This is a genomic window from Acidimicrobiales bacterium, from assembly GCA_035294085.1.
Taxonomy (GTDB): domain Bacteria; phylum Actinomycetota; class Acidimicrobiia; order Acidimicrobiales; family Bog-793; genus DATGLP01.
The window spans coordinates 14124-25595 of sequence record DATGLP010000007.1; the positions used below are offsets into that span (position 1 = coordinate 14124).

Below are 11472 nucleotides of genomic sequence, written 5' to 3' on the forward strand. Positions count from 1 at the left end.
ATCAATGGAGCGTCCCGCACCCGGGCAACCGTCGAGGGGAGCTCCGTCAGCGCTCCTGGTCGTTCCGGCGGGGCAGTTGCGCAGGGCGGGGCCCAGGGAGCCAAGTAGAGAACGTCCGCTGCGGAGGCGGCGCAGGGCGCGCCGGCAGCGCCGGTCGGATGGTACCAACGGCACCCTGGGCCCACCTGCGCGCTGGGCATGGTCGGGCGCAGGATCGGGAATCTTCGCGCCCGTGGCGTCGTTATCGACCTGCCGTATAGTGACCGCGCTCAGGGGGCCGGGACGCACGCCGCCCGGGTCGCACAGCCGAACGTGCGAGGGAGTTTGATGCCGAGCGAGATGGACAGCGAGCTCGACGCCGAGCTCGACGCCGAGGCCGACCTCGAGGACCTCGAGGACGAGCTCCTCGACGAGGAAGACCTCGTCGAGGAGGACGAGCTCGGCCCCGATGACGTCGCCGACGTCGACGAGGACGACGCGAGCCTGCTCGACGCCGTCGACGGCCCGCTCGCGCGCGCCCCGGCCATCGCCGAGGCCGAGGAGGTCGTCGACGAGGACGAGGACGAGCTCGACGACGATGACGTCGAGGCGAGCCTCGACGTCATCTTGAAGGAGCGCCTCGTCGTTCCCGAGGAGGAGGAGGACGAGGAGGAGGAGGCGACGGATGCCGAGGACCGCGTCGACGGCGCGGCGCGGGTGCTCCCGAAGCAGCCCGGCGAGTTCGTCTGCCAGTCGTGCTTCCTCGTGAAGAGCGAGACGCAGCTCGCCGACCGGGCGCGCGGGCTGTGCCGGGACTGCGTGTGATGGCGGGCGAGCGCGGCGAGCGGCCGCTGTTCGAGGAGCTCCTCGACTACGCCGTCTACGCGCCGCTCGGTGCCGCGCTCGCGCTGGCGGACGAGCTGCCGCGCCTCGTCGAACGGGGGCGGGCGCGCCTCGCGGGGAGGGTCTCGACGGCCTCGTTCATCGGGCGCGCCGTCGTCGCGACGGGCCGGCGCCGCGTCGAGGAGGTCCTCGCCGGCCGTCCACCGGTGCGCGGCCCGCGCCGCCCGGCGCCGGCCGACCGGGCGGGCGCGCCCGAGGCGGGCTCGGCGGGCCAGCCGAGCGCCCGCGACCTCGCCATCCCCGGCTACGACACGCTCGCCGCGTCGCAGGTGGTCGCGCGGCTGGCGGGCCTCTCGCGCGAGGAGCTCGAGGCGGTGCGGCGCTACGAGGCGAGCACCCGCCAGCGGCGGACCATCCTCACCCGCATCGAGCAGCTCACCGGCGAGGTGGCCCACGGCACCAGCTGAGGGGCTGTCGTTCCGCTGCGCCGAACCGGCTGACGCCGAGCCGCTCGCCCGCCTCCTCGAGGCGGCGGCCCTCGAGGCCACGGCGTTCGCCCGCCGCACGCGCCGCTCCCGCTCGGCCCGCACGACCTCTGGCGCCTGCCTCGCGACCTTGCTGCGGGACCCGGCGTGGCGAGGCGTCGTCGCTACTCGATCGGGCCGGCTCGTCGGCGCAGCGCTCGCCACCGACGACGGGGCCGAGACAGGGTTCGCACGCGTCGAGGTGCTCTACGTGCTGCCCGGCGAGCGACGCGCCGGCATCGGCCGGCGCCTGCTCGCCGACGTCGTCGCCTGGGCGACGGCGCGAGGTCGGGAGGGCCTCGACGTCGTCACGGCGCCGGGCGACCGGGCGTCGAAGGCGTTCCTCGAGGCGGCGGGGCTGAAGGCCCGCCTCATCGTGATGCATCGGCCCCTCCCGTGAGCGAGTCCGCACCGGGCACCCGCCTCGAGCCGTGCGCCGGCGCGGTCCTCGTCGAGGGGGAGGCCCTCCTGCTCGTGCGGCGGCGGAACCCGCCCGGACGTGGTCGCTGGAGCCTGCCGGGCGGGCGCGTCGAGGCGGGCGAGACGCCGGCGCAGGCGGCGGCCCGGGAGCTGTACGAGGAGACCGGCATCGACGCGGCGATCGGTGACCTGCTCGGCACGGCGGTGCTCGCCGGCCGCTACCTCGTCTACGACTTCGTCGCCACGCGCAGGTCCCCCGGCGAGCCGGTCGCGGGCCACGACGCGAGCGAGGCTCGTTTCGTGCTCCTCCGGGAGCTGGCCAGCCTACCGCTCGCCGAGGGGCTCCTCGACTGGCTCCGCGGGCACGGGCTCGCCGTCGACGGCCCCTGAGGCTGGACCGTGGCCGCGCCCGACGTGCGTCCCGGGGTCGGTCGCCGCCGCGCGGCGGGGCGCGAGGGCCTCGTCGCGGCCGGCGCCGGAGGGCCGCGGCTGCCCCGGCGCGGGGCGCCTGGACGCGCGCGGCGAGCGCCGGGGCGCGCTCGCGACCGGGCGCGGCGGGGGCGGCATCGCAAGCCCGAGCAGGGGAGCGAGGGCGGGGACGCGCCCCGCGGCGAGCGCGGCGGCGCGGCGCACGTCGCCGGTCGGGTCGTCGGGCAGACCCGCCGGCTTGACCGAACGCCGCAGGGGGGAGGCCGCGGCTGCCTCGAGGAGGGCGATCCACCGCTCCGCCGGCGTCGAGGGCGAGAGGGCAGCGGAGGCGGCCTCGGCGAGCGGGGCCACGAGCGCCGCGGGCAGCCGGGTGGAGGGCTCCGGTGGGCGGCCGGCGAGCCGCAGCGCCTGGAGGACACGTCCCTCCTCGAGCGCACGGGCGATGTCGGCCTCCCACGCGGCGCGCAGCTTGGCGCGACGCTCGTCGAGGGCCTCGCGCAGTCGACCGAGCAGGGCGCGTCCGTGCTCGTCGCGCGGCGCCGCGCCGACGACGCTGGCCCGCAGGTCGCGCAGCGTGATGGTGTCGAGGCGGGCGACCGCGGCCTCGGCGCGATCCAGCCAGGTCGCCTGGCGGACGGCGGGGAGGAGCTCCTCCGCCAGCGCGATGATCGCCTCCCCGCCCGGGGACGGCCGCCCCTCGCTGCGCGCGGCGGCCTCCTCCTCGGCGAGGGCGCGCCGTACCGCCGGCAGGCCGCCGTCGGCGAGGCGCTCGGCGATCGGCCGCTGCTCTGGCGGCAGGGAGGCGATGAGCGCGTCCCGGTGCGCGCGAGCCGGCGCGAGGCGCGCCGGCCGGGTGGTACCACCTTCGGCCCGCTCCGGCCGCCGGCGGCCCGTCGGCTCCCGCCGCTCGGCTCGCGCGCCGCGGGCAGGCTCCTCGCCGGGGCCCGTGGCGCGCGCCCGGCGAATCCGCCGCTCGCGGCGCGGCGCGCGGCGCTCGCCGTCCTCGGCGGTGGCCGGTTCGCGCCGGCGGCGATCTCGGCGCTCGAGGAGGGTGGCCGTGACCCGTCCGGAGCCCTCGTGCGCCGGGCGCAGCTCGATCCGGTTCTGCTCCGGCTGGCGCGTCGGCAGCGGGGCGACCGCCGTGACGGCGAGACCCTCGAGCTCGGCCTCGACCTCGGCGCGCAGGACGTCGCCGACGCGCGCGCCCGGCGGGACGAGCCCGGCGTCGAGGCTGCCGCGCGGCTGGAGCGCGCCGGCGGCACGCCAGGTGAACGACCCGTCGGCGCGTCGCGAGGTGAGCTCGATGTCGATGCGTCGTGCCATCCAGCCTCGAAAGCTACCCCGTCCCGTCCAGGCTCGTACCGCCGGCCGTGCGCCGCCCGCCTCGGCGGTAGCCTGCGAGCCGGCGTCGCACGAGGAGGGGCCGGCTCGGCGTGGGCCCAGGAATCTACCGCATGCACCTGCGGGCGCTGACCCGCGACGAGTCCGTGAAGCACCAGCGCGTCGCGCCGGGGACCTGGCGGCGCGTACTCCGCTTCGCCGCGCCCTACCGACGCCTGCTCGCGCTCTTCCTCGTACTCATCGTGGCCGATGCCGTCGTGGGGGTGGCGAACCCCCTCCTGTACCGGATGATCATCAATCGCGGCATCCTGCGGCGCGACGTCGGCCTCGTCGTCGGGGTGGCTGCGGTCGTGGCCGGGCTCGCCCTCCTCGACGCGGCGTTCGGCGTCGCGCAGCGCTACCTGTCGGCGCGCATCGGCGAGGGACTCATCTTCGACCTGCGCTCCCAGGTCTTCGCGCACCTCCAGAAGATGCCGCTCGCCTTCTTCACCCGGGCGCAGACCGGCGCGCTCGTCTCCCGGCTCAACAACGACGTGCTCGGCGCGCAGCAGGCGTTCACGGACACCTTCTCGAACGTGATCGGGAACTTCGTCGGCGTCGCGCTCGTCGTCGCTGCCATGCTCGTGCTCTCGTGGCCGATCACGCTCGCCGCGCTGGCGCTGCTCCCGCTGTTCATCCTCCCGGCTCGCCTCGTGGGACGGCGCCTGCAGAAGATCACCCGCGAGGCCTACGGGCTCAACGCCGAGATGACCTCGATGATGACCGAGCGCTTCAACGTCGCGGGCGCGCTGCTCGTCAAGCTCTTCGGCCGGCCCGGGCGCGAGCGCGCGGACTTCGACCGTCGCGCCGGGCGCGTGCGCGACATCGGCGTCGTGCAGGCGATGTACGGGCGGCTCTTCTTCGCCGCCCTGATGCTCACCGCCTCGCTCGCCACCGCCCTCGTCTACGGCTGGGGCGGCACGCTCGCCATCCGGGGCGCGCTGAACGTCGGCACGGTCGTCGCCCTGGTCGCCTACCTGAACCGCCTCTACGGGCCGCTCACCCAGCTCTCGAACGTACAGGTCGACGTGATGACGGCGCTCGTCTCCTTCGAGCGCGTCTTCGAGGTGCTCGACCTCGAGCCGATGATCGCCGAGCGCCCGGGGGCGCGCGAGCTCGCGCCCGGGCCGGTCCGGCTCGAGCTTCGACACGTCGACTTCGCCTACCCGGGGGCCCAGGAGGTCTCGCTCGCCTCGCTCGAGTCGGTCGCCGTCCTCGAGCGCTCGCCGCGCACCCCGGTCCTCCACGACGTCTCCTTCACCGTCGAGCCCGGCTCGATGGTCGCCCTCGTCGGGCCGACCGGTGCGGGCAAGACGACGATCGGCTACCTCGTCGCTCGCCTGTACGAGGTGGACCGGGGAGCGGTCCTCCTGAACGGGGTGGACGTGCGCGACCTCACGCTCTCCTCGGTGCGTCGCGCCGTCGGCCTCGTCACCCAGGACGCCCACCTCCTCCACGACACGATCCGGGCGAACCTGCTCTACGCCAAGCCGGACGCGACCGAGGAGGAGCTGCGCGACGCGCTGCGCGCCGCCCAGGTGCTCGAGCTCGTGGACTCGCTGCCCGACGGGCTCGACACCTTGGTCGGCGACCGCGGCTACCGGCTCTCGGGCGGGGAGAAGCAGCGCGTCGCGATCGCCCGGCTGCTGCTCAAGTCACCCGCCGTCGTCGTGCTCGACGAGGCGACGGCACACCTCGACTCCGAGTCCGAGGTCGCCGTCCAGCACGCGCTCGACGCGGCCCTCGCCGGCCGCACCTCGCTCGTCATCGCGCACCGCCTCTCGACGGTGCGCGGCGCCGACGAGATCCTCGTCCTCGACGCCGGGCGCATCGTCGAGCGAGGTCGCCACGACGAGCTCCTCGCGCTCGGTGGCCTGTACGCAGACCTGTACCGGACGCAGTTCGCCGAGCCGCCCGCCGTGCCGGTGCGACCGTGAGGCGCAGGGCAGCGCGCCGGCCCGGCGCCGCCTGATCGACCCCGACCGACCACCGCACCCGGTCGGGTGGGGTTGACGCGCCCGGCCCGAGTCGCAACGATAGGGAGCGGTGGCGGAGCGAGCTCCGCCCCGGACAGGAACGGAAGGGAGTCGGCGTGAGAACGTTGGACTCGTCCGAAGGCGCTGGTCCACCGGGCCGGTAGTGCCCGGGCCTCGGCCCGGGCAGAGCCTGCGTCCGGAGGCAGCCGATCAGCGCCGTCTGAGGGGCGGCCGAGGCGCCGCCCGCTTCCTCGGGGTATGCCCGGCAGGTGCAACAGGCCGACCTCCGGACGGTTGTGGCAGACAAGCACGGCCGGAGCTCCGAGCCGGAACAGAACTTCTCGAGATGGGCTGGCGTCTGCCAGCCCATCTTGTTGCCTTCCCGGGCCGTCCTGCGCTCCGCCGGCCCGTGCCATGGTCCGGGGCGTCGCGCCGGCACCGCTCGCCGAGCCGACCGGCCAGGCGCGGTCGATCGCGCAGGCGACGAGCCAGCCCGCGAGCTCGTCGCCGTGCACGAGGGCGGCCTCGGCCGACGCCGGCGCGGCCGCTCGATGTCCGCTTCGCCCCGCGTGCGCTCTCGGCGAGGGCCGCGCTGTCCGTGAACCGTGCTTCCGGCCAGACGGCGAGCGCTACTGCGCTAGCGCCGATAAGCGTCGTTATGTAATGTTTAGTCGCTCGGCCGTCGGTGGCGGTCCGGCTTCGGGCCTTCCGTCTCTAGCGCCCGAGCACGTCTGCGTGCTCGCGTGGGCGTCGGCGAGGAGGGCGGGTTGCGATGCCGGTGCACGAAGCGTGGCTCGAGGAGCTCCCCCCGGACGAGTGCGACGTGCTGCTGCGAGCCGGAAGCGTCGGGCGCGTCGCGTTCGTGGTCGGCGACTTCCCGGTGATCGTGCCAGTGAACTACCAGGTCGTGTCGACGACGCAGGGCGAGCGTCTGGCGCTGCGGACCCGCGAGGGCGGCCTGATCGACGAGGCGCCGATCTCCGTCGCCTTCGAGATCGACGGGATCGACCCCCTGCGACGACAGGGCTGGTCCGTCCTCGTGCGCGGCGCCCTGCGGCACGCCTCGCCCGAGGAGGTCTTGCAGCCGCCCGGGCTCGAGCCGTGGGTCGACGGCCGGCGGGAGGTGATCGTGCTGATCGAGCCCTACAAGGTGACGGGCCGACGTCTCCACGCCGCGTCCAGCGGCTGGCCGTTCCACCTGCGCGCCTACCTGTGATCGGCTCCGCGCCCCACGGCGCGGGCGCGGCGCGCGGCACGTGGGACTTGCGCCCCTAGCGCCGGCGCGAGGCTTCGTGCACGCTCACGGTGAAGCGTCGTGCACGCTGTCTCCGGAAGGAAGGTGATGTCTATGTCACTGGTGAAGCACGAGCGCTCCCGCTACGACCTGATGTCGCGAAGCCGCGACCTGTTCGACCGCTTCTTCGACGACTGGCCCGAGATCTTCCGCCGCCCGATCCTGCTCTGGCCGACCGAGCGGCCGACGATGAACGTGGAGGAGTTCGTCGAGGACGGGACCCTGGTCGTGCGGGCCGAGCTGCCGGGCATCGACCCGGACAAGGACGTCGAGATCGCCATCGCCGACGACACGCTGCGGATCCAGGCCGAGCGCCGGGAGGAGGAGAAGACCGAGGGCCGCGACTACGTCTGCCGGGAGCTGCGCTACGGCTCGTTCAGCCGAGAGCTCCCTCTGCCGTCGGGCGTGTCCGAGTCCGACGTGAAGGCCAGCTACAAGAACGGCGTCCTCGAGGTCCGCGTCCCGGTCCCGAAGGAAGCGGCGAGGGTCGAGAAGAAGATCCCCATCTCCAAGGCCTAGCCCGTGTCGGCCTCCGCCGGGTGCGCGGCGCCCGGCGGAGGCGGTGCACGCGCCGCCCTCAGCTGAACTTGACGTTCACGTAAGGATCGCCGAAGCTGGTAGCGCCGCGTCGCGCGGCGTTCCCAGTGAGGTGATGATCCGCCGATGAGCCTTGCCCGTCGCGTCCTCGTCCCGAGCCCGGCGCCTGGCGCCGACCACGAGCGGTACAAGTGGACGGCGCTCGCCAACACGACGCTCGGGATGCTGATGGCCACCGTCAACAGCTCCATCACGCTCATCGCGATGCCGGACATCTTCCGGGGCATCCGGCTCAACCCGCTGACGCCCGGGAACTCGAGCTACCTGCTGTGGATGCTGATGAGCTTCCTCGTCGTCACGGCGGTGCTCCTCGTGAGCCTCGGCCGGGTCGGTGACATGTTCGGCCGTGTCCGCATCTTCACCCTCGGGTTCGCGACCTTCACCGTCTTCTCGATCCTCCTGTCGGTGACGTGGCTCCACGGCGGCGCTGGCGCGCTGTGGCTGATCGTCATGCGCGTCGGGCAGGGGGTGGGAGGCGCCTTCATCTTCGCCAACTCGGCGCCGATCCTCACCGATGCCTTCCCCATCCACCAGCGAGGCCTGGCACTCGGCGTGAACAGCGTCGCCGGTATCTCCGGCTCCTTCATCGGGCTCGTGCTCGGTGGGCTCCTCGGACCGGTCGAGTGGCACCTCGTGTTCCTCATCTCGGTCCCCTTCGGCCTCCTCGGGACGCTGTGGGCGCTGCTCAAGCTCGAGGACCGCGGGATCCGGACCCCGTCGCGCATCGACTGGTGGGGCAACGGGACCTTCGCCTTCGGCCTCGTCCTCGTCCTCGTCGGCATCACCTACGGCATCGAGCCCTACGGTCGCCACTCGATGGGCTGGACGAACCCGCTCGTGCTCGCCTGCCTCGGCGCCGGCATCGCCCTCCTCGTGGCCTTCGCCGTCGTCGAGCGCCACGTCGACCGGCCGATGCTGAACCTCCGCCTGTTCAAGATCCGCGCCTTCTCCGCGGGCACGCTCGCGACCTTCCTCGCCTCGCTCGGCCGCGGCGGCCTCATGTTCATCCTCATCATGTGGCTCCAGGGGGTGTGGCTCCCCCAGCACGGCTACAGCTTCTCCTCGACGCCGCTGTGGGCGGGGATCTACATGCTCCCGCTCACCGTCGGGTTCCTCCTCGCCGGCCCCCTCGCGGGCGTCCTGTCGGACCGCTTCGGCGCCCGTCCCTTCGCCACGGGCGGCATGGCGGTCGCCGCGCTCAGCTTCGGGCTGCTCGAGGTGCTCCCGGTCAACTTCACCTACCTCCCCTTCGCCCTCCTCATCCTCCTCATGGGGCTCGGGATGGGGATCTTCTCGGCCCCGAACCAGGCCGGGATCATGAACAGCCTCCCGCCGGACCAGCGCGGCGCAGGCGCCGGGGTCGTGATGACGTTCCAGAACTCCGCGATGGTGCTGTCGATCGGCGTGTTCTTCACGCTCGTCATCATCGGGCTCTCCGCGACCCTGCCCCACGCCCTCCTCGCTGGGCTCACGGCCCAGGGCGTGCCACGACCGGTGGCCGCGAAGGTCGCCGCGCTCCCGCCGGTGGGGAGCCTCTTCGCGGCCTTCCTCGGCTACAACCCGATGCAGACCCTGCTCGGCCCGGCGCTCTCCCGGCTGCCGGCAGCGCGTGCCCACTACCTGACCGGCCGCAGCTTCTTCCCCGCGCTGCTCTCCCAGCCGTTCGAGGCCGGGCTCCAGAAGGCCTTCACCTTCGCGCTCGTCGCCTGCCTCGTCGCGGCAGGCGCGTCGTGGCTGCGCGGTCGGCGCTACGTGCACGACCTGCACGCGCTCGTGCACGAGGAGGGCGCGGGACGTGCGCCGGCCGCCGCTCCCGACGCGGCCGAGGGCCAGGTCGAGGCGGCCGGGGGCCGCCGCGGCCGTGCCTGAGCGAGCCGGCGCGGCCTCGGCCGGGGCAGCGCCCGCCTCGCGCGCTCCCGCCGAGCGCGACCCGTCCCACCTCGTCCGCATCGGTGAGGCCGCGCTCGAGACCGGCGTGTCCGAGCGGACCCTGCGCTACTACGAGGAGCTCGGCCTCCTGTCCCCTGCCACCCACCCGCCGGGCCGCAGCCGCCGCTACGGCGCCGAGCAGCTCGCGCGCGTCCGGCGCATCCGAGAGCTGCAGGAGACGATGGGCCTCAACCTCGAGGAGATCCGTCGCCTCCTCGACGCCGAGGCGCGCATCGAGGGGCTGCGGGCCGCCTGGGAGCGCAACGGGGACCCCCGGGCGCGCCTCGCCATCCTCGACGAGGGCCTCGCCGTCAACCTCGCGCTGCGTGCCCGCGTCGAACGCCAGCTCCGCCGCGCGAGCGACCTGCTCGCCCAGATCGACGCTCGCCTCGAGCGGATCGAGGCACTGCGCGCCGAGCTCACCGCTCCCCCGGCGCGCCGCAGCGCTCAGGCGCTGTCGCGCTCCGCGAACTCCCGGTAGGCGGAGAAGGCCCGCGGCCCCCAGACCGTCCCCGGTCCCCCGTTCATCATGACCGCCACCCCGAGCGCCTCGGCGACCTCCGGCGCGCTCGCCCCAGCTCGCGCCGCGCCGCGAGCGTGCGCCACGATGCAGCCGTCGCACTCCCGGCTCACCGCGATGGCGAGCGCGATGAGCTCCTTCGTCTTCCTGCTCAGGGCGCCGTCCGCCATCGCGGCCCGGGCCAGCTGGGCGTACGCGGCGTAGACGGGGCCGATCTCCTCGCGCAGGGCCCGACCCAGGTCCCGCAGCTCGTCCTGCAGCTCATGCGCTCGATGCACGGTGGTCCCTCCTCGCCCGACGCCGAAGCGCCCTCCACGTGGCTGGACGGTAGTAGGGACGCTCGGGCGGCCACGAGTCCGGCGCGCCCGTCGCGCAGGCATGCGCCGCGACGGCGCGGACGCTCTGCCTGATCGGGCAACTCTCGATACCCCTATTGCTTCTATGGAAGTGCAACACCTCCCGACCAATATGTCCGAATCATCACCATCTATTTCCTGGTCGGCAATCCGTATAAGTGCCGACCGTCTGGGCGGCAATGGCGAGCAATTCTCTGTTGCAGAACGCATGTATGGCCACTACCGTCGTGCGCGCTGATCGTGAATGGGACGGAACTCATTGGCTTTCAGCGCGTTACGAGGCATCTGAGGTTTCGACGGGGAGCCAGCGCGATGCGGGCGCCCGGAGTGAGGCGAGGTACATGGTGAGGAGCGGAGCAGCACGTTCCGGTGCTCGCAGCGGCTCTCTGCCCTCGCTGCGGACAGGCAGCGCTCCAGACTGCACCGACCTCTGGCGCCGCTTCTGGGAGCGCCGCGATCGGTCCGCTCGCAACGAGCTCGCGCTGGCCTACGAGCCCCTCGTCCACACGACCGTTCGGCGCCTTCCGGCTCACGTTCGGAACTATTGGGACAAGGAGGACCTCGCCGGCTTCGGCCTTCTCGGCCTCCTCGAGGCGATCGATCGCTGGACGGAAGGCTCCGACGCGAGCCATTTCCCCGCCTACGCCATCCAGCGAATCCGCGGTGCGATATTCGACGAACTACGCCGACTGGACTGGCTGACGCGTGCGGCCCGTCGGCGGGTCGTCACCTACCGCGTCACGATGGAGGCGCTGTCGAGCGAGCTCGGCCGGGTGCCGGACGCGGCAGAGGTGCTGGAGGGAATGGGCGTCGACGCCGACGCCGGCGCCGAGCTCCTGCGCGACGTCCAGGCCTCGCAGCTGCTCCACCTCGAGCACGCCGCGGGCGACCCCGACGCCGAGGAGCCGCAGGCGCTCATCGACCTCATCACCGCGGACGCGGAGAGCGAGCCGGAGCCGCAGCTGCTTGCCGCCGAGCAGATCGCCGAGATCCGCCGGGCCGTCACGAGCCTCCCCGAGCGCCAGCGCACGGTGGTCCTCCTCCACTTCCTCGGCGGCCTCACCCAGGCGCAGATCGGCCGGCTCCTCGGCGTCAGCAACTCGCGGGTCTGCCAGATCGAGGCGAGCGCCATCGAGACGCTGCGAAAGGTCCTCGCCGCGCCGACGAACCCGACGCCGAGCCGCTGCAGCTGAGCCGCCGGGGCGCCGGAGCGCGATCTTGCGCT

Annotated in this window: 12 protein-coding genes; 10 read left to right on the top strand and 2 right to left on the bottom strand. The window is 73.7% G+C overall.

What is annotated here, in order from left to right:
• Positions 1-327: 327 nt before the first annotated feature.
• The 4 genes from VKV23_02120 (at position 328) to VKV23_02135 (ending at position 2156) form a co-directional block, all read left to right on the top strand.
• Positions 328-804 (top strand): DUF4193 family protein, encoded by a 477-nt coding sequence (locus VKV23_02120; protein ID HLI14834.1) that lies wholly within the window; start codon positions 328-330, stop codon positions 802-804.
• Positions 804-1289, top strand: coding sequence for a hypothetical protein (locus VKV23_02125; protein ID HLI14835.1), 486 nt, complete (start codon positions 804-806; stop codon positions 1287-1289). The genes VKV23_02120 and VKV23_02125 overlap by 1 nt, the downstream gene beginning before the upstream one ends.
• Before the next feature lie 148 nt (positions 1290-1437).
• A complete protein-coding gene (locus VKV23_02130) occupies positions 1438-1746 on the top strand; it encodes a GNAT family N-acetyltransferase (GenBank protein ID HLI14836.1) in 309 nt (102 codons plus the stop codon).
• Complete coding sequence (locus VKV23_02135; GenBank protein ID HLI14837.1) at positions 1743-2156, top strand: NUDIX domain-containing protein; 414 nt, start codon at positions 1743-1745, stop codon at positions 2154-2156. Before VKV23_02130 ends, VKV23_02135 begins: the two co-directional genes overlap by 4 nt.
• Here the strand turns inward: VKV23_02135 and VKV23_02140 are convergent.
• The gene (locus VKV23_02140) at positions 2091-3518 is read right to left on the bottom strand and encodes a hypothetical protein (GenBank protein HLI14838.1); all 1428 of its coding nucleotides are present in this window, start codon (positions 3516-3518) and stop codon (positions 2091-2093) included. The two genes, VKV23_02135 and VKV23_02140, sit on opposite strands and share 66 nt — an antisense overlap.
• Before the next feature lie 110 nt (positions 3519-3628).
• Between VKV23_02140 and VKV23_02145 the strand changes: the two genes are divergently transcribed.
• The 5 genes from VKV23_02145 (at position 3629) to VKV23_02165 (ending at position 9852) form a co-directional block, all read left to right on the top strand.
• On the top strand, positions 3629-5512 hold the full coding sequence (locus VKV23_02145) for an ABC transporter ATP-binding protein (protein ID HLI14839.1): 1884 nt from the start codon (positions 3629-3631) through the stop codon (positions 5510-5512).
• Between the two features lie 811 nt (positions 5513-6323).
• The gene (locus VKV23_02150; protein HLI14840.1) at positions 6324-6767 is read left to right on the top strand and encodes a pyridoxamine 5'-phosphate oxidase family protein; all 444 of its coding nucleotides are present in this window, start codon (positions 6324-6326) and stop codon (positions 6765-6767) included.
• Positions 6768-6893: 126 nt separating this feature from the next.
• The gene (locus tag VKV23_02155) at positions 6894-7364 is read left to right on the top strand and encodes an Hsp20/alpha crystallin family protein (GenBank protein ID HLI14841.1); all 471 of its coding nucleotides are present in this window, start codon (positions 6894-6896) and stop codon (positions 7362-7364) included.
• A gap of 144 nt (positions 7365-7508) precedes the next feature.
• A complete protein-coding gene (locus tag VKV23_02160; protein HLI14842.1) occupies positions 7509-9311 on the top strand; it encodes an MFS transporter in 1803 nt (600 codons plus the stop codon).
• Positions 9304-9852, top strand: coding sequence for a MerR family transcriptional regulator (locus tag VKV23_02165; protein ID HLI14843.1), 549 nt, complete (start codon positions 9304-9306; stop codon positions 9850-9852). Before VKV23_02160 ends, VKV23_02165 begins: the two co-directional genes overlap by 8 nt.
• Here VKV23_02165 and VKV23_02170 read toward each other — a convergent pair.
• Complete coding sequence (locus VKV23_02170; protein HLI14844.1) at positions 9819-10169, bottom strand: carboxymuconolactone decarboxylase family protein; 351 nt, start codon at positions 10167-10169, stop codon at positions 9819-9821. The two genes, VKV23_02165 and VKV23_02170, sit on opposite strands and share 34 nt — an antisense overlap.
• A 422-nt stretch (positions 10170-10591) precedes the next feature.
• On the opposite strand from VKV23_02170, the gene VKV23_02175 reads away from it, so the two are divergent.
• Positions 10592-11440, top strand: a complete 849-nt coding sequence (locus VKV23_02175) for a sigma-70 family RNA polymerase sigma factor (protein HLI14845.1) — start codon at positions 10592-10594, stop codon at positions 11438-11440.
• Positions 11441-11472: the final 32 nt, after the last annotated feature.